Origin of the sequence: Nocardia sp. NPDC059195, assembly GCF_042754695.1 — a bacterium.
Classification (GTDB): domain Bacteria; phylum Actinomycetota; class Actinomycetes; order Mycobacteriales; family Mycobacteriaceae; genus Nocardia.
Genome location: NZ_JBHZBG010000002.1, coordinates 316,858 through 342,188, shown reverse-complemented (window position 1 = coordinate 342,188; position 25,331 = coordinate 316,858). Strand labels below are relative to the sequence as shown.

The 25,331-nt window shown below is 64.3% G+C and carries 12 protein-coding genes and 1 pseudogene; 5 read left to right on the top strand and 8 right to left on the bottom strand.

The annotated features are described in order from the left end of the window. Positions 1-3 precede the first annotated feature (3 nt). A complete protein-coding gene (locus ACFXKN_RS04220; RefSeq protein WP_379432342.1) occupies positions 4-11,559 on the bottom strand; it encodes a type I polyketide synthase in 11,556 nt (3,851 codons plus the stop codon). A gap of 282 nt (positions 11,560-11,841) precedes the next feature. Between ACFXKN_RS04220 and ACFXKN_RS04215 the strand changes: the two genes are divergently transcribed. Both ACFXKN_RS04215 and ACFXKN_RS04210 read left to right on the top strand, forming a co-directional pair. Beyond that, complete coding sequence (locus ACFXKN_RS04215) at positions 11,842-13,599, top strand: aspartate aminotransferase family protein (protein ID WP_379432341.1); 1,758 nt, start codon at positions 11,842-11,844, stop codon at positions 13,597-13,599. A gap of 45 nt (positions 13,600-13,644) precedes the next feature. Continuing rightward, positions 13,645-14,040 carry a pyridoxamine 5'-phosphate oxidase family protein gene (locus ACFXKN_RS04210; protein WP_379432340.1) on the top strand — a complete coding sequence of 132 codons (396 nt, stop codon included), beginning with the start codon at positions 13,645-13,647 and terminating at the stop codon, positions 14,038-14,040. Here ACFXKN_RS04210 and ACFXKN_RS04205 read toward each other — a convergent pair. The 7 genes and pseudogenes from ACFXKN_RS04205 to ACFXKN_RS04175 form a co-directional block, all read right to left on the bottom strand. Then, complete coding sequence (locus ACFXKN_RS04205; RefSeq protein ID WP_379432431.1) at positions 14,006-16,147, bottom strand: BTAD domain-containing putative transcriptional regulator; 2,142 nt, start codon at positions 16,145-16,147, stop codon at positions 14,006-14,008. The two genes, ACFXKN_RS04210 and ACFXKN_RS04205, sit on opposite strands and share 35 nt — an antisense overlap. Positions 16,148-16,177: 30 nt before the next feature. Further along, positions 16,178-16,411 (bottom strand): annotated as a pseudogene (locus ACFXKN_RS04200) (winged helix-turn-helix domain-containing protein); the annotation flags it as partial. A 228-nt stretch (positions 16,412-16,639) separates the two neighbouring features. Next, complete coding sequence (locus ACFXKN_RS04195) at positions 16,640-17,815, bottom strand: LLM class flavin-dependent oxidoreductase (RefSeq protein ID WP_379432339.1); 1,176 nt, start codon at positions 17,813-17,815, stop codon at positions 16,640-16,642. A gap of 58 nt (positions 17,816-17,873) precedes the next feature. Next, the gene (locus ACFXKN_RS04190; RefSeq protein WP_379432338.1) at positions 17,874-19,547 is read right to left on the bottom strand and encodes a dipeptide ABC transporter ATP-binding protein; all 1,674 of its coding nucleotides are present in this window, start codon (positions 19,545-19,547) and stop codon (positions 17,874-17,876) included. Between the two features lie 14 nt (positions 19,548-19,561). Then, entirely contained in the window at positions 19,562-20,434 is an 873-nt protein-coding gene (locus ACFXKN_RS04185) for an ABC transporter permease (RefSeq protein WP_379432337.1), read from the bottom strand. Next, positions 20,431-21,483, bottom strand: coding sequence for an ABC transporter permease (locus ACFXKN_RS04180; RefSeq protein WP_379432336.1), 1,053 nt, complete (start codon positions 21,481-21,483; stop codon positions 20,431-20,433). The genes ACFXKN_RS04185 and ACFXKN_RS04180 overlap by 4 nt, the downstream gene beginning before the upstream one ends. Next, a complete protein-coding gene (locus tag ACFXKN_RS04175) occupies positions 21,480-23,102 on the bottom strand; it encodes an ABC transporter substrate-binding protein (protein ID WP_379432335.1) in 1,623 nt (540 codons plus the stop codon). The genes ACFXKN_RS04180 and ACFXKN_RS04175 overlap by 4 nt, the downstream gene beginning before the upstream one ends. A gap of 346 nt (positions 23,103-23,448) precedes the next feature. On the opposite strand from ACFXKN_RS04175, the gene ACFXKN_RS04170 reads away from it, so the two are divergent. From ACFXKN_RS04170 to ACFXKN_RS04160, 3 genes are all read left to right on the top strand, one after another. Next, positions 23,449-23,595 (top strand): helix-turn-helix domain-containing protein, encoded by a 147-nt coding sequence (locus tag ACFXKN_RS04170; protein ID WP_379432334.1) that lies wholly within the window; start codon positions 23,449-23,451, stop codon positions 23,593-23,595. A gap of 55 nt (positions 23,596-23,650) precedes the next feature. Further along, positions 23,651-23,827, top strand: coding sequence for a hypothetical protein (locus ACFXKN_RS04165; protein ID WP_379432333.1), 177 nt, complete (start codon positions 23,651-23,653; stop codon positions 23,825-23,827). Between the two features lie 1,250 nt (positions 23,828-25,077). Continuing rightward, positions 25,078-25,296, top strand: coding sequence for a helix-turn-helix domain-containing protein (locus ACFXKN_RS04160; RefSeq protein ID WP_379432332.1), 219 nt, complete (start codon positions 25,078-25,080; stop codon positions 25,294-25,296). The last annotated feature ends 35 nt before the right edge of the window (positions 25,297-25,331 follow it).

The window sequence follows — 25,331 nt, the reverse complement described above, 5'->3', positions numbered from 1 at the left end:
CGATCAATCCCTCTGCTTGGTATCGAGTAGCGCGAAAAGTTCGTCGTCGGTTGCCGATTCCAGATCCGAGAAGTCGTGGTCCACCGCGTCGCCCGTATCACCTCGCCACCGACCGCTGAGCTCGCTCAGATGGCCTGCGACGACCGACCGACGGTCGGCATCGACGGCGAAAGCACTGAGGCGAGCCTCCATGGCCTCCAGTTCCACCAACACGGTCAGTTCGGTCAACGAGTCGTCTGTCACCAACTGGGAGAGCAGATACTCGGTCACCGCTTTCGGAGTCGGATGGTCGAAGACCAGCGTCGTCGGCACCTGCACCCCCGTCGCGCTGCGGAGCCGGTTCCTCAGCTCGACTGCCGTCAACGAGTCGAACCCGAAGTCCTGGAATGGTCGGTCCGCCGACTCGTGACCACGCTCTCTGGTGTTGCCGAGAACCGCCGCGACCTCGGCGAGAACCAGATCGAGCACCAGGTCACGTTGCTCCTCCGACGACAAGTTCTGCAGTCGCCGACCGAGACCACCGCCGGTGTCCGTGCTCCCGGATCCGGCGGAGACGGCGCGGCGGCCTGGCGTGCGGATGAGTCCCCGGAGCAGGGATGAGAACTCGCCGCTCGCCCGCAATGGCGCCAGGTCGAGTGGGGTTCCGGTCAGTACGGCGTCATCCGATACGAGACCGGCGTCGAACAGGGCGAGTCCTTGCTCCGTCGGCATCGGGCGGAATCCGTCACGGGCGATTCGTCCGAGGTCGACCTCCTGGAGTTGGCTCGTGATCCCGGTCAGCTCCGCCCACAGTCCCCATGCGAGCGAGGTAGCTTTCAGTCCGTTGGCTGCGCGATGCTGAGCGAGCGCCTCCATGAAGACGTTCGCTGCCGCGTAATTGGCCTGCCCGGGCCCACCGAACACCGCCGCGATCGAGGAGAACACCACGAAGGCCGCGAGATCGAGATCGCGAGTGAGCTCGTGAAGATGCCACGCGGCATCGACCTTCGGCCGTAACACTGTCTCGACCATCTCCGGAGTGATATCCGAAAGCAGCCCTGGCGCATGGGTTCCCGCAGCATGCACGACCCCGGTCAACGGATGGTCATCGGAAATACTCCGCAGCAGCTCCTCGAGCGTGGCTCGGTCGGCCGTGTCGCACGCCGCGATCCTGACTTCCGCACCCAGCTCCGCTCCCAACGCCACCAATTCGGCCGCGCCCTCGGCTTCGGGTCCTCGGCGGCTGGTCAAGAGAAGGTGCCTGATCCCGTGCACTTCGATGAGATGCCTGGTGACGAACGTACCGAGCGTGCCTGTGCCACCGGTGATCAGCACCGTACCGTCGAGATTCCACTGCGGCGTGGACCGTGGCTGCGAGCTGCTCTTCGCCGCGCGCGCCAGTCGTGGAACCAACACCGAACCAGCACGAATCATAAGTTGCGGTTCATCGAGGCGAACCAGCGTCGACAACTGTTCCGCGGTGGTGGAGTCCGCATCCACCAACCAGATACGGTCCGGCGCCTCCGATTGCGCGGAACGCGTCAGTCCCCAGATCGAGGCGCCCGCCAGGTCGGTGACGTCCTCCCCACTCGGCGCCACCGCTCCGCGGGTGAGAACCACCAACGGAATCGAGGTCACCCGTTCCTCGGAGACCCATTCCCCGAGGAACTCGAGCACACGGTTCACCGACGAATACACCCGAGCCACGGTACTTTCGGCAGTCTGCGGCTCCTCGACACAGGACAGCACCACCGCATCGATCCGATCACCGGCCTCCACCGCCGCGGCGAGTTCCGAAACATCATCGAACAAACGGGCATCGGGTACCTCGGGCACATCCTCACCGATCACTGCCCACCGAGCAGGCTCGTCCACCGCCTCGGTCGTGACCTCCACCCAGTCGAGGCGCAGCAGAGCGTCGTGCAGGTCGCTCGAGGTGACCGGCCGCGCCGGGATCGAACGAACGGTGAGTGCGTCGGCACGGGCCACCAGCCGAGACGAGTCGTCCTCGAACCGCACTGCGAACGCCCCCTCCGAGGTCGGAGTCACCCGCAGACGCAGCGACGACGCGCCGAGGGCGTGCACCTCGACGCCGCTCCACGATGCCGCCGACGCGGGAGTTCCATCGCGGGAGGGATCAGTGGCGAGAAGTGCTATCTGCACGGCCGATTCGAGCAAGGCAGGGTGCAGCGCGAAGCGTGCGACATCCCGCTCCTGTCCATCGTCCAGCCGCAGGTCCGCGAAGTACTCGCCTTCGGATCTCCACACCTCGCCGAGCACCTGGTATGTGGGTCCGTACGACACTTCGGTGAGCGCCAGCCTCGTGAAGATGTCGCCGACATCGACGGACGAGGCGTCGGCCGGAGGCCACGGCGACGAACCACGATCCGCAACCGCAGCTCTGTCGCTGAGGCGCCCCTCTGCGTTGAGGGTCCATTCCGCGTCCTCCGCGTCACGCCGCGAGTGAATCAGCACGGTGCGCCCGCCGTCCACGGCATCGTCCACCGCCACCTGAATCAGCGTCGCAGCGGTCTCCGCCAGATACAGCGGCTGGATGAACTCCAGATTCTCGACCGTGGGGCTTCCCACGTCCTGTCCGACGCGAAGTGCCAACTCGACGAGTGCTCCGGTCGGAACAGCCATGTCCTCGCCGATCAGATGGTCGTCCAACCACGGTTGCACCGACGGGGACAGTCGACCGGAGTACACCCGCCCGTCGGTACCTGCCAACCCTACAACCGCGCTGACCAGGGGATGCTCGACGTCCGTCAGCCCGACACCTGCCAGGCTTGCCGCACCGGAGGGAGTGCTCGTCAGCCAGTAGCGGGTGCGGTCGAAGGCGTAGGTCGGCAGCGAGACGGCGCGTGCGCCGCTTCCGTCGAACACCGCGTCCCAGTCGACTGCCACCCCATGGACGAATAATTCGGCAGCCGATGTCAGAACCCGTCCGACCCCGCCGTCGTCCCGACGAAGGGTGCCGACCACCGGCTGCTCCGTATTGCCGTGGATCTCCTCCAGCACCTCACCGATGGCGGACACCAGGACCGGATGAGAACTGACCTCGAGAAACACCCGTCGCGCACCCTCCGCAATGCTTCGCACGGTGTGTTCGAATTCGACGGTGTTTCTGAGGTTGTGGAACCAGTAGCGGGCATCGAGTCCTGCGGTGTCGAACACTCCGCCGGTCAGGGTGGAGTGGAACGCCACCGGTGACGAGATCGGTTCGATGGTTTCGAGGTCTGTCAGCAACCGTTCGCCGAGCACTTCTACCTGCCGCGAATGCGACGCATACGACACCGGCAACCACCGAACCCGAGCCCCCCGGGCCTCCGCCAACTCCAACACCCGCTCCACCGCACCACGATCACCCGATATCACCGTCGCGGCCGGACCATTGACCACCGCGACCGACACCACATCAGCCCACGGAGCCGACAACTGCTCCACCTCTCCACGTCCCAGCGAGATCGATGCCATCGCTCCCAGTCCTTCGATCTCGCGTAACGCTCTGCTGCGCAGGGCGACCACTCGCACCGCGTCCTCGAGGCTCAACGCGCCGGCCACATGGGCCGCGGCGATCTCACCCTGCGAATGCCCGACCACCGCGGCGGGACGCACACCCACCGACTCCCACACCCGAGCCAGACCCACCATCACCGCGAACAACACCGGTTGAACGACATCCACCCGCTCGAAATCGACCTCCGAGCCCTCACCCCGCAACACCTGCGACAGCGACCAGTCCACATACGGGGCCAATGCCTGTTCACAGGTCCGGATCGCGCTCGCGAACACCGCGCTCGATTCCAGTAACTCCCGCCCCATACCCCACCACTGCGAACCCTGGCCCGGGAACACGAACACCACCTCCGCGTCCACCCGAGCCACCCCCGAGACCACACCCACAGCAGGCTCACCTGTCGCCAATGCACGCAACCCGGCCACCGCGCCGTCGCGTCCGTCGGCCACTACGACCGCCCGATTCTCGAGTGTCGATCGACTGGACACCAGCGACCACCCCACATCGACCACGTCCTCGCCCTCGCCCAGACTCTCGACGAACCCCGCGACTCGAGAAGCCTGACCCGCCAACGCGCCGCTACCACGACCCGAGACCACCAGCGGCACCATCGAACCCGTACCGACCAGCCCCCCGGTCCCCGAACCCGACACCGCCACGGGCGTGGTGTCGTGGGTGGACGGCGCTTCCTCCAACACCACGTGGGCGTTGGTCCCACTCATCCCGAACGACGACACCCCAGCCCGCCGAACCCGGGAACCACCACCCCACTCACGCGCCGACGTCAACAACTCCACATCACCGACCGACCAATCCACATGCGACGACGGCTCATCGATATGCAACGTCCGCGGCAACACCCCCCGCTCCATCGCCATCACCATCTTGATCACACCCGCCACTCCTGCGGCAGCTTGCGTGTGACCGATATTCGACTTCACCGACCCCAACCACAACGGACGCCCCACCTCACGCCCGCGTCCATACGTCGCCAACAACGCACCAGCCTCGATCGGATCCCCCAACCGAGTCCCTGTCCCATGCGCCTCGACGACATCCACATCACCCACACCCAGCCCCGCGTCAGCCAACGCAGCACGAATAACCCGCTGCTGGGCGGGACCACTCGGAGCCGTCAACCCATTCGACGCACCATCTTGATTGATCGCCGAACCCCGCACCACCGCCAACACCCGATGCCCCAACCGCCGAGCATCCGACAATCGCTCCAACAACAACACACCCACACCCTCGGACGGTCCGAATCCGTCTGCGGCAGAGGAAAACGACTTGCACCGACCATCCACCGACAACCCACCCTGACGCGAGAACTCGATGAACGTGCCGGGGTTGGACATGATGGTGGCTCCGGCCGCGAGCGCTTGCGAGCACTGCCCCGAGCGCAACGCCTGGGCCGCCAGGTGCAGTGACACCAGCGACGACGAGCACGCGGTGTCCACAGTCACCGCCGGGCCGTTCAACCCGAAGGTGTAGGCGAGCCGACCGGAAGTCACACTGGTGGACACACCGGTCATGAGGAAGCCTTCGACTTCTCTCGGCGCCTCGTGCATTCGGGCGCCGTATTCCTGGCCCATCGTTCCGACGAACACACCGGTGGAGTTGCCCTCCAGATCCTTCACCGGGATACCGGCACGTTCGAACACTTCCCACGTGGCCTCGAGCAGCAACCGCTGCTGCGGATCCATCGCCAGTGCTTCCCGTGGGCTGATCCCGAATGCGGCGGGATCGAAGTCCCCTGCAGTTCCCAGGAATCCACCGAATCGCGTATAGCTGGTACTCGGGCGAACCTTGTCCGGATCGTACAACCGGTCCAGGTCCCAGCCTCGATCCGTCGGGAATGGGGATTGCACGGTCTCTTCCCGGTCGACCAGATTCCACAGTTCCTCGGGCGAGTCCGCACCTGGGTAGCGGCACGCCATCGCGATGATCACGACGGGGTCGTCCTCGTCGCCGCGGGGGCCGGCAGCCACGTGGGTGTCGCCGGCGATGCCCACGCTGTCGATACCCAACGCCTCGTCGCGAAGGTGCTTGGCGAGGACATGGGGACTCGGGAAGTCGTAGAGCACGGCAGTGGGAAGCGCGACCCCGGTCGTCGAGACCAGCTGATTCCTGAGTCGAACGGCAGTGAGAGAACTGAATCCGAGGTCACGGAACGATACCGCCGGATCGATTTCCTGGTCGGTGCCATAGCCGAGTACGGCAGATACGTGCCTCAGAACCAAACGTAGTGCGTGTCGGTGTTGCTCGGAATCAGTGAGGGGATCGAGCTGCGCGCGGAACGCCGACTGCTCGGTCTTCGCTTCCGGCACGTCGACCAGAGCGGACTCCGCGGCGCCGGTGGCCTGCGATGTGCTCGTCAGCCAGTAGCGGGTGCGGTCGAAGGCGTAGGTCGGCAGCGAGACGGTTCGTGCCCCGCTTCCGTCGAAGACCGCGTCCCAGTTGACGGCCACCCCACGGACGTAGGCCTCGGCGAAGCTGCCGAACAGTTGCCGAATCCCTCCCTCGTCACGTGCGAGCGTGCCTACCGCCACCGCGTCGGACGCACCCGAGTCGATGATGTCCGTCAGGGACGACAGGAGGACGGGGTGTGGGCTCACCTCGACGAATGCGCCGAATCCGGACGTGACGAGTTCATCGACGGTCTTTTCGAATTCGACGGTGTTCCTCAGATTGTCGAACCAATACCGAGCATCGAGCCCCGCGGTATCGAACACCCCACCGGTCAACGTCGAATGAAACGCCACCGACGACGACACCGGCTCGATCGACTCCAGATCCGACAACAACCGTTCGCCGAGCACTTCTACCTGCCGCGAATGCGACGCATACGACACCGGCAACCACCGAACCCGAGCCCCCCGGGCCTCCGCCAACTCCAACACCCGCTCCACCGCACCACGATCACCCGATATCACCGTCGCGGCCGGACCATTGACCACCGCGACCGACACCACATCAGCCCACGGAGCCGACAACTGCTCCACCTCTCCACGTCCCAGCGAGATCGATGCCATCGCTCCCAGTCCTTCGATCTCGCGTAACGCTCTGCTGCGCAGGGCGACCACTCGCACCGCGTCCTCGAGGCTCAACGCGCCGGCCACATGGGCCGCGGCGATCTCACCCTGCGAATGCCCGACCACCGCGGCGGGACGCACACCCACCGACTCCCACACCCGAGCCAGACCCACCATCACCGCGAACAACACCGGTTGAACGACATCCACCCGCTCGAAATCGACCTCCGAGCCCTCACCCCGCAACACCTGCGACCGCGACCAGTCCACATACGGGGCCAATGCCTGTTCACAGGTCCGGATCGCGCTCGCGAACACCGCGCTCGATTCCAGTAACTCCCGCCCCATACCCCACCACTGCGAACCCTGGCCCGGGAACACGAACACCACCTCCGCGTCCACCCGAGCCACCCCCGAGACCACACCCACAGCAGGCTCACCTGTCGCCAATGCACGCAACCCGGCCACCGCGCCGTCGCGTCCGTCGGCCACTACGACCGCCCGATTCTCGAGTGTCGATCGACTGGACACCAGCGACCACCCCACATCGACCACGTCCTCGCCCTCGCCCAGACTCTCGACGAACCCCGCGACTCGAGAAGCCTGACCCGCCAACGCGCCGCTACCACGACCCGAGACCACCAGCGGCACCATCGAACCCGTACCGACCAGCCCCCCGGTCCCCGAACCCGACACCGCCACGGGCGTGGTGTCGTGGGTGGACGGCGCTTCCTCCAACACCACGTGGGCGTTGGTCCCACTCATCCCGAACGACGACACCCCAGCCCGCCGAACCCGGGACCCACCACCCCACTCACGCGCCGACGTCAACAACTCCACAGCACCGACCGACCAATCCACATGCGACGACGGCTCATCGATATGCAACGTCCGCGGCAACACCCCCCGCTCCATCGCCATCACCATCGTGATCACACCAGCCACTCCTGCGGCAGCTTGCGTGTGACCGATATTCGACTTCACCGACCCCAACCACAACGGACGCCCCACCTCACGCCCGCGTCCATACGTCGCCAACAACGCACCAGCCTCGATCGGATCCCCCAACCGAGTCCCTGTCCCATGCGCCTCGACGACATCCACATCACCCACACCCAGCCCCGCGTCAGCCAACGCAGCACGAATAACCCGCTGCTGGGCGGGACCACTCGGAGCCGTCAACCCATTCGACGCACCATCTTGATTGATCGCCGAACCCCGCACCACCGCCAACACCCGATGCCCCAACCGCCGAGCATCCGACAATCGCTCCAACAACAACACACCCACACCCTCGGACCAGCCGGTGCCGTCTGCGGCAGAGGAAAACGACTTGCACCGACCATCCACCGACAACCCACCCTGACGCGAGAACTCCAGGAACATTCCCGGCGTAGGCATCAGAGTCACACCGCCGGCGAGAGCCAACGTGCTTTCCCCGGAACGAAGTGACCGGACGGCGAGGTGCAGCGACACCAGCGACGACGAGCACGCGGTGTCCACAGTCACCGCCGGGCCTTCGAAACCATAGGAGTACGCGATCCGACCAGAGAGGATGCTCGGCGATCCACCCGTCAGCCGGTGACCCTCCAATCCGTCCGCAGGGCTGTCGAGTCGGGTGCCGTAATCCACTGGGCCGCCGCCCACGAATACGCCTGTGGTCGAGCCGCGGAGCGATTCGGGATCGATACGAGCGTGCTCGAAAGCCTCCCACGAGGTCTCGAGCAGCAACCGCTGCTGCGGATCCATCGCCAATGCCTCGACGGGGCTGATCTTGAAGAAGTTCGAATCGAATCCGGCAGCATCCCTGAGGAATCCGCCGTTCTCGGTTGCCGAACCTTCCGGGCTTCCCGCCCGTGCGAGGGCGTCGAGGTCCCATCCGCGGTCGGTGGGGAACGTCGAGAGCGCGTCCCGCTCGTCCGACAGAAGCGACCACAGCTCCTCGGGCGAATCCGCGCCGGGGTAGCGGCAGGATATTCCGATGATGGCGATGGGATCGTCTGTGGCGATGGCCGGTCCAGGGTGAGTCCGGTCGTCGCCGACGGACCCGTCGACTGCGCCGAGCAGGTCGGACAGGTACGCGGCCAGAACGGTGGGTGTCGGGTGGTCGAAGACCACCGTGTCGGGCAGTTCGACACCGAGGGCACTGCGGAGTCTGTTTCGGAGTTCGACTCCGGCCAGTGAATCGAACCCGAGTTCCTGGAAGGTGGAGGACGGGACGATTTCGTGGGAACTGCGATGTCCCAGAACGACTGCGGCCTCGCGTCGCACGGAACTCAGCAGCGTTCGGCGACGGTCCGTCGCTCGTGGTTGTGCCGACGCGACCGCCTGAGTCGGCACGTCGGTTGTCCGTTCGGTGGTGGCCGGGGGAGTGGTTTCCACGACGGGATCTCTACCGAGAACGGTATCGAGCCAGTACCTTCGGCGTGCGAATGCATAGGTCGGCAGTGGCACGATCCTCGCCTCCGAGTCTCCCGGAACAGAGCTCCAGTCCACACCTAGGCCGGCATCGAAGGCCTGCCCCAGCCCTGCCAGGAGCGTCTGCGGCCCGTTTCTACCTCGGCGAGCGAGTGCAAACGCCTCGCCGGTGTCGCCGATGATTGGCCTGGTCAGTGCTGTCAGGGTGGCGTCCGGTCCTACCTCCACGAAAGTGTCGATCCCGAGCCCGGACAGGGTGTCCACGGTGTTCGCGAACAGGACGGCGTCCCGAATGTGGCGGGTCCAGTACTCGGCGTCGGGCACGGTCGTGGAGTCGACGACCGTGCCGGTGACGCCGGCGATCAACGTCAGCCGGGGGGCGTGGTAGGTCACGGTCTCGGCGACGAGACGGAATTCGTCGAGAACTGCGTCCACCCGTGGCGAGTGGAACGCGTGACTCACGGTCAGTCGCTTCGTTTTGCGCCCACGCCCGCGGAACAACGCTGCAACCTCGTCGACTGCGACGGCATCGCCCGAGATCACGACCGCGGTCGGTCCGTTCACCGCCGCGATGGAGACGTCGGCCGTGCGCCCGACGAGGTCGGCGGCAGCCTCCTCCTGTGTCGCGGCGATCGCGACCATCGCGCCGTCTCGGGGCAACTCCTGCAACAGCCGGCCACGTGCCGCCACCAGCCGTACGGCGTCGGGCAGCGAGAAGACCCCTGCCACGTACGCAGCCGCCAGCTCTCCAATCGAATGCCCGGCAACGGCGCTGGGACGAACACCCCACTGCTCCAGCAGGCGGAACAGGGCGACTTCGAATACGAAGAGAGCCGGCTGGGTATAGACGGTCTCGTCGATGTCCATCGACTCTCCGAACAGCACCTCCGTCAGCGGAATGTCCAGATACCGATCGAACTCGGCGGTCACAGCGTCGATCGTGTCGGAGAACGCGGGGAACCGGCGGTACAGATCCGCGCCCATTCCCGGGTACTGGGCACCCTGGCCCGAGAACAGGAACGCGACGCCGGATCGTTCCGACGCCGTCCGGTGCACCGCATCGCTCGTGGCGAGTTCGGAGAGCTGCGCGACCAGATTTTCCCGGTCGTCCGCGATCAGCGTCGTGCGGTGGCTGAAGACCGTGCGAGTCGAGATCAACGATCGCGAGATGTCGGAGAGTGTGGCGCTGCGGTCGCTTCGCACCATCTCCAGCAACCGGGCGGCCTGGCCCGCGATCGCGTCGGGAGTCTTGGCCGACACCGGGAACACCAGCGCCTCATCGCTGTCTCGGCGAATGCTCGGCTCCACGAAGTCGTTCGTCGACGGAGGTAGGGGTGGCCCCGAAAGCACGACATGGCAGTTCGTGCCGCCCATACCGAACGAGGAGACGCCGCCCCGCGGTCGATGGCCGGAGTCGAAGCGGTGCAGTGTCGTCTGGACGGCGAGATGGGTACCGACGAGGTCGATGTTCGGGTTGGCCGAGACGTAGTTGAGACTCGGCGGAAGCTCCCCATGGCGGACGGCAAGTATGGCCTTGATCAGTCCCGACACTCCCGCCGCCGCCTCGAGGTGGCCGATGTTGGTCTTCACCGAGCCCACCCGCAGCGGGTTGTTCCTCGTCCGCTCCGGACCGAACACGGCCCCCAGGGCTGCGGCCTCGATCGGATCGCCGACCCGGGTTCCGGTGCCGTGCAATTCGACGAAGTCGATGTCCTGCGTGCCGACGCCCGCTTGTCGATGAGCGGCAACGATGACCGCTTCCTGCGCGCCACGATCTGGGGTGGTCAAGGTGTGGCTGAATCCGTCGTTGTTGATCGCGCTGCCCTCGATGACGGCGTGGATCACGTCACCGTCCGCCAGCGCAGCCTTCAACGATTTCAGTAGTACGAGTCCACCTCCCTCACCGCGGACGTACCCATCGGCCCGGGCATCGAAGGTGAAGCACTCCCCATGAGGCGACAGCGCGCCGAACTGCTCGGCACCGATCGTGCTCTCGTCGGTGAGAATGAGGTTCACGCCGCCCGCGATCGCGATGCTCGACTCACCACGTTTGATGCTCTCGCACGCCAGATGCACCGCGACGAGCGAGGAAGATTGACCCGAGTCCACTGCGAAGCTCGGTCCACGGAACCCGAAGAAGTACGACAGCCGATTCGCGAGCACAGCCCTGCTCGTTCCGGTCAGAGTGTGCCGGTCCGTCCCTGCTCCGTTCTTGTGCCGGAGCGTCGAGTAGTCGTCCGACGCGACACCGACGAAGACTCCCACGTTCTCGCCTGCGAGATCGGCAGGCCCCCACCCGGCATCTTCGACAGCTTCCCACGCGAGTTCCAACGTCACTCGCTGCTGGGGGTCGAGCGCAGCTGCCTCACGTGGCGAGATCTCGAAGAACCCCGGATCGAATTCGTCGACGCCGTCGATGAATCCACCCCGCGGAGGGGTAACGAGCCCCCGACCTTCCGGTACCGTCGAGAGCCCACTGCGACCGTCGCGAAGCAGCGCCCAGAACTCCGTCGGATTCGCAGCACCGGGAAGCCGGCACGCCGTTCCCACCACCGCGACCGCATCCGAATTCGTCGAACTTGCAGGCACCGAGGTCGATGGATTCATTTCGTTGCTCCCGGAAGACGTCTACGGAGGCGGACACGCACTCATTCGGCGAATGCCGTGTGGCCCGGAACTTGGTGATTGCCCGACCGTATCGGGCGATATCCACCACCTGTTCTCCCTCGGGTAACAGGACGGTCGACTCCACGCCCGGGATTCGCGAATCACCGTGTACCACGCAGTTACTGGGCAATTACCGGGCACCCGTAGCGTCGCCACAGCGCGGGTGTCCGCGCCGAATCCATCCACCGGAATCGAGTACGCGAACCGCGACAGGAAGGCACCATGACCACCACCCGTGACCTCGCCGAGCCGTACCTGGGTGATCTCTTCGCCACGTTCGGCCTGGATGTCGAATACACGCGTGCGAGCGCGAACAAACTCTATCGAAAGGACTCCGACGGTCGAGAGGTCGAGATCATCGACTACACTGGAGGATTCGGTTCATTGATCCTCGGTCACCACCATCCTCGGCTGGTTGCCGAGGCAGGTCGCGTGCTCGGCGCGGGGATGCCGGTCCACGCCCAATTCTCCCGCCGCACCGAGGCGATTGAACTGGCGGGACTTCTCAACGACATCGTCAAGCGCGAGCTCGGCGAAACCGAGGACTTCACCTCGGTCTTCGCCAACAGCGGCGCCGAGGCCATCGAGGTCGCGCTGAAACACGCCGAAATGGAACGGGTCAACAAGCTGGCCACACTTCGCGACGACCTCGAAGTATCGCTGCACTCCGCGCGAAGCCGCGCAGTCGGGTCGGATACGAGGATTTCCGACGAGCTCTGGCGACGCTTCGGCCTTCCAGCGTCGGAGCACCGTAGCTTCGACGAATTCGCCTCGGCAGTGGATCGCGCCAACGAGGACGCTCTCGCGGTGCAGCCGGTGTACCTCACGGTCGAGGGGTCGTTCCACGGGAAGCTGGCGGGAAGCGTACAACTCACGCATAACGAGGCGTTTCGCGCTCCGTTCACAGCGTTGGCTGCTCATGCACGCTTCCTGCCCTTCAACGATCCCAGTGCGCTCAGGAAGTTCGTGGACGCCGAGGTGGTGAGCGCAGTGGAAGTCCTGGTGGACGACGACGGTGTCGTCGGCGTACGCGAGCGCACCGTTCCCACGCTCGCCGCGTTCGTACTGGAGCCGATACTCGGAGAAGGCGGAATTCGAGAGATCAGCGTCGAGTTCGCCCGCGAGATCCAGAAGGTCGCCGCCGAACTGGACATTCCGATCGTGCTCGACGAGATCCAGAGCGGCATGGGTCGCACCGGTAGCTTTCTCGCCAGCACACACAGTGGACTTCGTGGGGACTACTACGCGTTGGCCAAGAGTCTGGGCGGCGGTATCGCGAAGATCTCCGTCGTGCTGTTCCGAACCTCCCGTTACCAACGGGCGTTCGAGTTCGTCCACAGCTCGACGTTCGCCAAGGACAGTTTCTCGAGTTCGATTGCGTTGAAGACTCTGGAACTACTGGAGGCGGACAACGGGCTCGCGTACGAGCACGCGGCCGAACGTGGTCGCGCGCTGCGAGAGACCCTGGAGGGAGTGCACGCCGACTTCCCGGACGTGATCGACGAGATCCGCGGGCGTGGACTCATGCTCGGCGTGGACTTCCGCAGCCAGGCGGACGCGTCATCGGCGTTCATCCGAACGAAGTTCCAGGACGGTGTTTTCGGATGGATAATTTCCGGCTATCTGCTCTGGGAGCACAACATTCGCATCGCGCCGACGGCAAGTGCGACCAATTCTCTTCGACTGGAACCTTCGATCTTGCTGACGGACGAGGAGATCGCTCGACTCGACGCTGCGCTACGCGAGTTGGCATCGGTGCTTCGCAACCAGGATGCTCTGCATCTGCTATACCCGATCTCTGATCGCCGGATACCCAAACCACGCCGGCACATCATCGACTTCCGCAACGCGCGGTCGGCCGGCGAACCTGCGACACTCGATACCGCTGACGATTACCGTCAATTCGATTCGTCCCTGGCCGACCTCGACGATGCGACACTGGAATCGCACATCGCCCGACTCGGTGCGCTTGTTCGGTAGACAACTGCGTCGGTACCCCACTCCAATGAAAGGCTTGGCTGAAACGTGACAGTCCAACTGGATGGCTTCACCCGAAATCTACTCGACAGGAAGAACTTTCCGATCGTCGCAACGGTCGGGCCGGACGGCAGTGCACGTGGCTCAGTGATCTGGGCTCACCGTCACGACAACCACGCCGTGTTCATGGTCGCGCGTGGAGGACGCAAGCACAGAGATATCCTCCGCGACAACAGGATCAGCCTTTCCCTATTCGATGTGGAAGATCCGTACCGCTCGGTCGAGATCAGAGGAATTGCCGAAGTCACCGAGGAGAACTCGTACGAACTCGCACACGAACTCATCGAGAAGTACACGGGCGAGAAGAACACCACCATCGACGAACCCCCGGTTTTCGTTCGACTGATCCCTACCGCGCTACTGCACTACCCGAAGCAGTCGTGAGAGGGGCGTCCACCGCGGAACGGGTTTTCCGTAGCAGATGCCGCCAGTCTCGGATCAGCATGTCGACGTGCGCCGGGTACGAATCCGTGTGACTGTCCGCCGCCGCCAGATAATGCCTGGCAGTCTTGCTCAGCTCTGCCACGGTGTCAGCGGTCCGACTCGCCGCGATCAGATAGTGTCGCGCGTGATCGATGGCCGTGCCGCCGTCTCCGCCCGCCGTGTTCGAGAGGCTCACCGATCTGGCGCGGTGTTCGGCGATCGCCTCCACGTCCCAGCTCGCTTCGGTCTGGAGCCAGGCGGCGCTCGCGGCATGCTTCGCCGCTCTCTCCGCCACCGAGTTCTCGCGGTAGGCGAAGTGTCGCACCAGTGTGTGTCGGAACGTGTACTGTGGACGGCCATCGGACAGCCGCACCCCGTGTGCCAGTATTCCGACCCGCACCAGCTCGTCGAGTTCGTGTCGAACGGCCTCGACATCACGCTTGCCCAGCGCCGCCACTGCATCGAGGGACGCCGTATTCCCCAACACCGCCATATCGGACAGCGTGTCCCTCTTGTCGACGCTCACGCCTCGGACGAGGTCGTGGAGAACTTTGAACACGGTCGGCAACAGCGTCTCGAAGGAGGCGTCCACCGATTCGTCATTCCCAGACACGACCTGCCCCTCACTCGCGAGGGCGACATCCAGCAACATGCTCGAGTACTCGATGGCGAACATCGGGTTTCCGCCGATGTGAACCAACAACTGTTCGCAGAAGTCGACCGCGAGCCGCTGCTGCTCGCTGTTCATGTCCACCAGGTCGAACGACAGGCCATAGCGTCCGAGACGCTGCTCGAGCAGGCGGTTGACCGCCGAATCGGAGATCGGCTCCAGGGACAACGTGAAGACGTCGCGACCACTCGAGTCGAACACGGGGCGGAGAGTCGACGCCTCCGGCCGCGAGGACGTCACGAGCATCATCGGAAGCGCGTGATCGCGGGAGTTGAGCGACCGCACGAACTGCCGGACGGCCGTCGTCGCTCGATCGAGGTTCTCGACGACGAGCATTATGGTCCGTGCCGGACCCAACAGGCCCAGGAATCGATGCCATGCCGGGAAGATGTCACGCCAGCACAACGCGTCCTGATCGCGCGAGTCGGCTGTCAGAAGACGTAGGCGGATCCACATCCATTCGGCGTCATGATTGGACTCCGCAACTGCACGTATGCGCGACCACAAACCGGACTCTATCCGGCTTCCCGGCTCCTCGTCGCACATCGCCAGGATCGTCGTTCTCATCGCGTCCATGACGCCGCCGTCCGTTCCCGAAGCCACGCGCACGATCGGAATCATCGGCGTAGCGGGTGTCGATCGCACACGGGTTTCGAACTCGTGGATCACACGGCTCTTACCGATACCGGGCTCTCCGAGAACCACTACGGTCTCGGCACGTCCCCTGTGCCTGACCAGCGCGAGGAGATTTGAGAGCACATCCAGTTCACGATCGCGATCGATGAGGGGCTCCACGTGAGCGTCGCTGTCGACCCGGCGGCCGCGATTCGGACCCCGGTCGGCAGTCGCGTGCAATACATCGGCGGGCACCACACCGGGCGCACTGCTCGACGGCACCACCGTGGCCGTGTCGGGCTCGGTCACCCCGGTGTCCTCGACCGCGAGCGCCTGATCGTGAACCAGGACGAAGTGCTCTAGCTCCTTGAGTTTCGCACTGGGTTCCAGCCCTAGGTCCGCGTTCAGTCTCGTGCGAAATTCTCGGTACACGGCCAGTGCGTCGGCCTGTCGACCACCGCGATAGAGCGCAGTCATCAACTGCGCGCACAGACGCTCACGATGCGGATTGGTTTCGAGAGCCCGCCGAGCCTCTGTCGCCACGGTGACCGAACGCCCGCAGTGGAGTTCGGCATCGAAATAGTCTTCCATGGCGTCGTGCCGCAAGGCGGTCAGCGCCTCGATCTCTGGCCAGAACAGGCCCTTCTCCGCGAGGTCCGCCAGCGCGCTGCCACGCCACAGTGCAAGCGCCGCCCGGAAGGCATCCGAGGCGGACTCCGCATCTTCCGAGTGCAGCAGCATCCGTCCTTCGTCGACCAACATCTCGAAACGTGCGAGGTCCAACTGGTCGTCCGCGACACTGAGCATGTACCCCGGTTCGCGAGTCACTAACAGTGCCGAATCACGTTTGTTCGAATCCGTGCACAGTGTTCGCCGGAGTCGAGAGATCGAGTTCTGGACGATCTTCCTCGCCGACGCCGGGGCGTCGACACCCCACAGTGCCGATATGATCGTGCTGGTGGGTACCACCCTATTTCTGTGCAGCAGCAGGATTCCGAGGATCGCGCGTTGGTTCGCACCTCCACAGTTGGTGGCTGCACCGTCCACAGTCACTTCGAGTGGACCGAGGATCCCGAAATGCACAACAGTCAACGCGTTCCCCCCCGAGCACACTTCCAAACGACATTCGTATTCTGGTTCGACTGTATATGGGCAGTGGGTACGATGCCGTACACAGTGCCCGCGGTCACAGCGGAGGAATCCGGCCCCGCCGGCTTCTCCTCTACCGCATCGTTTTTGAGAAGTTCACCCACTGTTCATTCGACGGGCCTTCTGCTACCTGGCCGCCCATTCCCTCGCGATGAGTTCATACGAGCGGACCCTCGCCGCATGATCATGAGTGATGGACGTGATGGCGATTTCCGCCGCATCCGTCGCATCGCGCAGCTGTTCGAGTTTGTCCGCCACGGTTTTCGGTGAACCGACGAACTGAGCCAGAACCCGGTCCCGAACGAGCTGTCGGTCGTCGTCGGTCCATTCCAACGCGGCAGCCTCCGCGGGGCTCGGGTACTCGATGGCGAAGTCACCACGACGGATGCTGCGCACCCACGGTGCGTAACCGCTGGCGAGAACCTCGGCGGCACCGTCTGTTTCGGCCACGACAGCATCGACGGACACCGCAACGTACGGCTCCGGCACGTCCGCGGACGGCACGAACGCCGAACGGTATGCGTCGACCGCATCGATGAGCGTACTGGGGCTGTGGTGATAGCTCGCCACGAAACGAAGCCCACGCGCACCTGCAACCGTTGCGCTGCCGCCTCCCGATGCCCCGAGAATCCACAACTGCACATCGGCACCCTCACCCGGCGAAGCGCGCAGCGCGCGTCCACTCGGAGCCGCCAGCGTGCCCCGCAGGAGCGCCAGTGTGGTCTCGATCTGCTCTTCGTAGGACGGAGCGTATGCGCCGGGCTGCTGGAGCAAGTTCACGAGGCTGTCGATCAGATCGTCCGGCAGTGAGGATCTCAGTTCGAACTGTCTCGGTATCAGCAGCCCGTTCGAGGTGTGGGTGTCTTCGGAGTGATCCGCACCTCCGCGCGCCGAAAGATACTTCTCCACGGCGATTTCGGCGCTACCGCGCGTTTCCGGGGCGGCGGGGGAGGGGGCCGGGCGCGAAATCGAACGGCCGATCCCCAGATCGAGCCTGCCGGGATACAAGGCATCGATCAGGCCGAATTCCTCGACCGTGGCCAGCGGTGTGCGATGGCCGAATTGCACTCCGGCCGAACCCAGTCGGATCGACGACGTCGCGCTGGCGACAAGTGCGATCTGAACCGCCGGAGACGAGCCCAGAATCCCTGGATTCAGGTGATGTTCGGCGAACCAGTAGCGGGCATAACCCAGCTGCTCGACGCTCCGAACCAGATCGACCGTGTTCCGCAGTACCGTCGCGGTGTCGGAGGCACTGGGTCGGGGAACGAGGTCGAGCACGGACAAGGGGACTGCTCCCATGACTGCTCCTTCGTGAAGCTGAGTTGGTTGTGTGAAGTGAGCGCCTGCCCGTCGTCGGTCAGACCGGAGCGCCCACTTTCTCCCCGTCAGCGTCGTGTCCGAGTGTGGGAACGGCTGCCAACAGTTCTCTGGTGTGCTCGTCCTCGGGCTCGGCGAAGATCCGCTCGACGGTTCCCGATTCGACGACCTTGCCCGCCTTCATCACCAGAACATGATCGGCGACGTGGTAGACGACGCCGAGGTGGTGGGAGATGAAGACGTACGCCGTCCCGAGTTCTGATTGCAGATCCATCAGCAGATCGAGGATCTGTGCTTGGATCGACACGTCCAACGCCGACACCGGTTCGTCACAGATCACGACGTCGGGCTGTGTCGCGAGGGCACGAGCGATCGCGACACGTTGGCGCTGTCCACCCGACAGCCGGCTGGGATGCCGGTCTGCGTGCTCGTCCCGCAGGCCAACGAGTTCCAACAACTCACGCACTCTCGTTCGGCGCTCCGCCCGGCTTCGTCCGCCACCGACGAGCAACGGCTGCTCCACTACGCGGCGCACCGTGTGTCGAGGATCGAACGAACTCACCGGGTCCTGATAGACGGCCTGGACTCGACGCCTCGTCGTGCGCAAGTCTCGGCGCGACATCGCGGTCCAGGCCTGGCCGTCGACCTCGACCGTGCCCGCGTCTGGTGTCTCGAAACCCAGCAGGAGGCGGGCTACCGTCGACTTGCCCGATCCCGATTCACCCACGATGCCGAGTGTTTCACCGCGGTGGACCACCAAGCTGACCTCGTCGACCGCGCGAAGCCGACGGTTGCCCGAGAGCGGAAAGTGCTTCGACAGACCGTCTGCCCGAAGAACGACCTCCGAGGTCGGAGCGGGTCGCGGAGCCGCAGCGCCGGTCGTCAGTCGCGTCCCGCGCTGGTGCGGCGCCGGGACCGCGTCGATCAGCTTCCGGGTGTAGGGGTGAGAGGGATGGCCGAGTACCTGCTCGGTGGGTCCGTGTTCGACAAACACGCCGTCCTTCATGACGTAGACGTAGTCAGCGGCTCGCGAAACGACAGCGAGGTCGTGGCTGATCAACAGAAGCGCCGTGCCGGCGTCTCGTCGCTCGTCGAGAAGCCGCAGAATCTGGGCCTGGACCGTGACGTCCAACGCGGTGGTCGGCTCGTCGGCGATCAACAGCGCAGGCTCTGCCGCGATCGCGGACGCGATCAACGCCCGTTGCCGCAGACCGCCCGACAACTCGTGCGGGTACTGGCTCGCACGAAGCGCCGGCTCGGGAACACCGACCTGGCAAAGGAGTTCGCGGACTCTGTCGTCGACGAGAGCTCGCTCCACGACACGATGTGTTCTCAGAACCTCCCCGATCTCCGCACCAACGGTGCGCAACGGATCGAGCGAGGACAGCGCATCCTGGAGGACCAATCCGACGTGCTTGCCGCGGAGACCCCGCCACTGCCGTTCAGACAGCGCGAGCGCATCGAAACCGTCGACGTGCAGCCGATCCGCCTGCACGTCGGCCGAGCCGCCGATCAGCCCGACGAGGCTTCGCGCCGTCACGCTCTTTCCCGAACCCGATTCCCCGACGATCGCAACGCTGGCTCCCCGGTCGACGGTGAACGAGACCCCGTCGACCGCTGTCGTCCTACGATGCCCGGAGCCGAAGGCGACGTGGAGATTTCGTACGTCGATCAACGGACCGGACAGCAACAACTCGGTGGATGGCACAGCCATCGAACGTCCCTTCATCAGTTGCGGCCACGTCGTAGACGGTGCCCGATCACCGTTACCGACAGCACCGTGAGAGTGATGGCGATGCCAGGGAAGACGGCCGGCCACCACGCGACAGAGAAATAGGTTCTACTCGCCGACAACATGGCGCCCCACTCGGTGGTCGGGGGCTGGGGTCCGAGGCCGAGAAAGCTCAACGAGGCTCCGAGCCCGATGGCCGATCCGATTCCGATCGTCGCGAGTACGAGGACCGGCCCTACAGCGTTCGGGACGATATGGCGGAAGGTGATGGCGGTGGGCGACCAGCCCAGCCCACGTGCGGCTTCGACGAACGGGGCCGACCGTAGCCGGATGACCTCGCCGCGGACGAGCCTGGCGTAACTCGGCAGGGTCACCACCGCGACACCGATGATCGTGGTGAGGCTCCCGGGACCGCGCGAGGCGACGATCAGGAAGACTAGGAGAAGACCGGGGATGGCGAGGAACACGTCGAGAAGCCGCGACACGGCCCAGTCGCCGAAGCGGCCGCCCCGAGCGGCGAGCACGCCGACGACCGTTCCCACCGCCAGGGCGAGAACAGTCGCGCTCACGCCGATCGACAGCGACGGCCCGGCGCCGTACACGACCCGGGCGAAGATGTCCCGCCCGTTCTGATCCGTGCCGAACAGATGCTCCCCCCTCGGCGGGAGCAACATGTCCAGTGCGTCACCCGCGTCGGGGTCTTGGTCGGTGAACACCGTCGGAGCCAGTGCGGCCGTGACGGCGACGACGAGGAACAGTGCACTGAACAGACCCGACGGGCGTAGACGTCGCAGGCCCTCGACCGCGGTCTGTCCGGTGGTGAACCGCACCGCGGGGGCCTTGTCCAGAAGGATATTCGAGATGCTCACGCCCGGACCGCCCCTGTCGCATCGTGCCCGGCTGCATCGTCACGCTCCTCCGACGACGACACCTTGCTGAGTCGGTCCTCGTCACGAAGTCGAGGATCGAGCCAGCCGTACGCGGCGTCTGTCACCGTGTTCACGATGGTGTAGAACGACGCCGCGATAATGACCACTCCCAGAACGAGTGGGAGATCCCGTCCGACGACTGCAGAAATGGTCAAGCGTCCCAAACCTTCTCGGGAGAAGACCTGCTCCACGACCACGGCTCCACTGATGAGAGCACCGACGATCCACCCCCAGAGTGTCAGTACGGGCATCGCGGCGTGCCTGAGTACATGCCGGACGAGGAGTGCCACTTCACCTACTCCTCGCGACCGAACTGTGGTCACGAATGTCTCGTCCAGAATGCGCTCGACGCTGTGCCTCAGAACCTGCGACAGCAAGGCCGCCGGAGATGCCGCCAAAGCAATGGCAGGAAGCACGAGGGAAGAGATGCTGTCACTGCCAACGGACGGGACCCAGCCGAGTTGGAAGGAGAAGACAGTGAGAAGGAGAATCCCGAGCCAGAACGTGGGTATCGCGACGGTGAGCACCTCGATCGAGGTCACCGGCCCGCGGAACCATCCGGGCTTGTTGGCGGTGGCCAACCCGACAACCACGGCGACGACGAGAGCCAATAGCGCCGAGGCCACGACCAGCTGTACGGTCGGCCAGACCTGGCTCGCCAAGGCCTCCGTGACCGGCTGCCGGAGAGAATAGGAATGACCGAGGTCGCCGTGCAGCAATCGCCACAGGTAGTTCACGTACTGCACGATCAGCGGATCGTCCAGTCTGTACTCGGCGATGATCTGGGCTCTCACTGCCGGCGTCACCGAGGAGGTGCCGATGATCGCGTTGATCGTCGGCCCCTGCCCCGTGTGCTGCACCAGAAAGGTGGCAGTGACCGCGCCCCACAGAACGAGGAGTGAGACCGACAATCGGCGGGCGGCCGTCTCGACGAGCGATCGCGTACGGCGCTCCACTCGTGGGACATCCACGTCGTCGATCACCGTCACTGCGCGATCCAGGCATCGTAGAACGTCGGGAACGCCTGCGGCTCGAACCTGATTCCCTGTACTTTGCCACTCCGTCCGAGCGCGTAGTTGAACACGTAGACCGGGAACACCGCGTTGTCGCTGGAGATTCGTCGCTGCGCCGTGGCGTAGTGCTCGGACTGCGCCACCAGGTCGGTCTCGGCGAGCGCGGTGGCAAGGGCGGCGTCCACCTCGGGGTTGCTGTAGCGCGCGAGGTTGGTGCCGTACGTATCGGGCGGGGACGGGATGTTCGCGGAGTCGGTCAGTGTGCGCAGAGCGTCGGGAGATGCACGTTGCCAACTGAAATCGAGGATGTCGTACCCACCAACATAGAGATCCGCCATGTACTGGTCGATCGTGACGTTGCGGATCCGGTGATCGATCCCCAGCTTCTTGGCACCAGCCTGTATTTGCTCGAGCAATGTGTCGCGCTGTTCCCGCGTGTACTCACGAAGGTAAGGATGGTCGACGACGAGGCGGCTTCCGTCCTTGACCCGGTACCCCTCGCTGTCACGCTCGGTCCAACCCGCCTGGTCCAGAAGGGCATTGGCGCGTTCCTCGTCGTAGCCACCGGAGGACTCACTAGTCTCGTCATAGCCGACGGTGCTGGGGCTCAGCGTATTCTTCGCGGGCTGAAACACACCGAAGTAGAGCTTGTCGACGACGGTCTTCCAGTCGATTCCGATGCGGAAGGCCTCGCGGAGGACAGGATTGGCGAACGGGCCGGACTGATTGTTGGGATAGTAGTTGTAGTTTCCGCCCGGTGCCGCGGCGGTGTCCACCTCGAACCCCTCCGTGTTACGCAGCTGTTCGACGTTCACCGGTGGAACGCTTGCGATGGCGTCGATCTGATTGCTCGTCAGAGCGCCGAGCCTGGACGACTCCTCGGTGATCTCCTGGATCGAGATCCCGTCCAGATACGCCTGGCCGGTGTGGTCGGCGTTGCCCGGGGCCCAGTCGTAATCGTCGTTGCGGACGTAGTCGATGCCTCGATTCAGTACGTAGCCCTCGTCGCTGGTGAACGGGCCGCTGCCCACGATCTTGGTGCACAGCGCGTCCGTTCCGTCGGCGAACGTCGACGGCGCCTGAATCCCCAGATAGGCCGACGCGACCGACGGCAGGAACGCCGAGTTCGGCTCCGAGAACTTCACTTCGATGTGTGTCTCGTCGATGACGTCGGTTCCCGCATAGGTGACGATGGTGTTGGCGGCGAGTTGCGACTTCGTCGCCGGATCGACGATGCGGTCCAGGTTCGCCTTCACGGCGTTGCCGTCGAACTTCTCTCCGTTCGAGAACGTCACGTCGTCACGCAACGTGAACGAATACGTGAGCTGGTCCTCGGACACCGCCCACTCCGTGGCCAGCCATGGCGCCAAGGTCCCGTCAGCATTGAGCGCGACCAAGGAGTCGACGATCGGCCGTGCGATGAAACCTGCAATGTCCGCCGGGCTCTGGTGCGGATCGATACACCCGCCGGGACCAGAGTTCGTCGCGAAGCGTAGAACACCGCCTTGAACGGCTTCACCTATTGGATGGGACCTAGTGCCGCTTTCAGATGCGCACGCGGTAACCAGAACAATAAGTGACGTTCCCAAGGCCATAGCAGTGCACGTACCGCGTTGGTAGATTCCTTTGCTTCTCACACGCTCTCCATTGACACTCTCGCGCCGACTGAAATCGCCACCGCGACAACCACCATCGAAAAGTAGCGCCGACCGCAGGCATCCGGAACTCAAACGATCACCGAGATTTAATGGCTGTCCAGATCTAGCGGGATGATTTCAAAGTGGTTGGGCAGTGAGCGATCTGGTAGAATCGGCGCGTGCGAGCTGCCTCTCTGGCGTTGCGTGACGGCGACCGAGAGATCCTGCAGTCCTGGATCCGGTCCACGGCGATGAAGTCCGGACTCGTTCTACGGGCCCGGATCATCACCTGGCCGCCAATGGTGTGGCCCATGCCGAGATCGCTCGCAGGTTCGATATCTCGCGCCTTACCGTGATCAACTGGCGGTCCCGCTACCAGGCACACGGGCTCGACGGGCTGCACGACGAGCACCGGTCAGGGCGACCGCGAACCCTGGACCGGGACAAATGATCACCACCACCTTGACCCCACCAACCCTCGTTCCGGGCGTGGGTACTACGACGGCATGCCGGCCGTGCAGCCGCCGACCTCCGCGCGTGTGTTCTGGAAATTCAAACCCGAGAACTGGCGCGGCATCGAGTACGCGGTGGTCGCCCATGCTGGCATCATTCGTGCGGTGATCGCCGAACTCGTCGGCAAGAGCGTTCTTGCGCGGCAGAACCCCATAACGACGTGGCCATGACATGGCCGAGGCTTCCGGTACGTAGGCCGCAGACGCCGTACGCAGAGTGCACCTCGCTGCGCCTCGTCGAGTGACAGCTGGTGGCTGATACACATCGACCGATGGCCGTCAGCACGGCCATCGGTCGAATGGGCTTGGCGGAACTACGCTTTCAGCGTTTGCAAAGCGGTGTGAACCTCGGACAGCTCGTCGAGAAGTGCGTCAAGTCGATCACACAGCTCTGCTCGCCGCTGGTTGACACTCACGGAGGCGGGTCCTGCGCTTCGACGGATTGATACTCGGCCGTGCCGAACCCCTGCTGAACAACCCGATGTGACGCGATGCCGACGCCGCTGAAGACCTCCCTACAGAGCTGGTGGACGCGCGTCTCGTCACGTAGAGGAAACTGCCAGACACCTCGGTCAGACGCAAGCGCGCCGCCGAGTTCGTCTGCTGCGTCATGGAAGCGCCAGTCATACGGTGCCTCGACTTCTACCTCTGATCCGACCGAGATAATTACACTATTCATTTCGGAGCCCCCTTCGCCGTGCCTGCCCCGGCTTGGTGATGAAGCGCCGGCCGGGGCGATCAATTCCTGCGAAATCGACGCTATATGACCGCTCCGAATTCGCCGCTAGGAATTGGCGTAAGAACATGTCTAGTCACCATGATTCTTGAATTGACTACGACGCGATGGGGTGATCCTATGTGCATCTCGAAGGAATGGCCGGTCGATGACACATTCGCACGCTTTCTGCCGCGTCGCAGCCGCGCCGTGTGATCGCGGTGCCCAGTTCGGCACGCTAGCGGGCGAATGTCGGGCCGGGGGTGGCGGGGTCACCTGTCACGTCGCCGGTTCGCCAGGGACGACAGGCAAGCGCACCGGATAGCCGGTCAAACGCCAGTTCATCGGTCATCGTCGCTGACGGTGGGCGATCTACCTCGCAGTTTCGGGAGCCTCCATGTCCAAAATTGGAGAAATCGAGCGGAGTGTACTGGTGTTCGACGATTTCCCTCATCGTATGACGGAAGGCCATTCATCCGGCGCTTTCGGATGTCTCTGCGGAAATGGGGAAATAACGCTTTATGGATTGCGGATGGCCGCTTGACATAAACGGAATGCGGAGCGCTCATTGAATTGCATTAGATCGCCCGGTCGTCTGAAAGGGCTCATGAGTTCGTGATGGGTGAATTCTCTTCTTCCTGGCGGCCCGCGATGCGAATTGAGGCTCGCAACGGAGTGGTGCGATTCAACTTCGAAAGGGAACTCCATGGATCTGCACACGCAGTATCTGAATGTTGAACAAGCAGCTGAATATCTCGGCACGGGAGTGCGTTTTATCCGGAGGATCGTTGCCGAACGCAGGGTCCCGTTCTACAAGGTCGGCAACCATGTTCGTCTGACGGTGGCTGACCTGGACGCCTTCGCTGAAGCAGGTCGGGTCGAGGCGATTGACGGTGGTTCGACCACCTGGAAGAGGGCTGCCTGATGGGACGAAGAAGATTCGGAAAGGTTCGTCAGTTG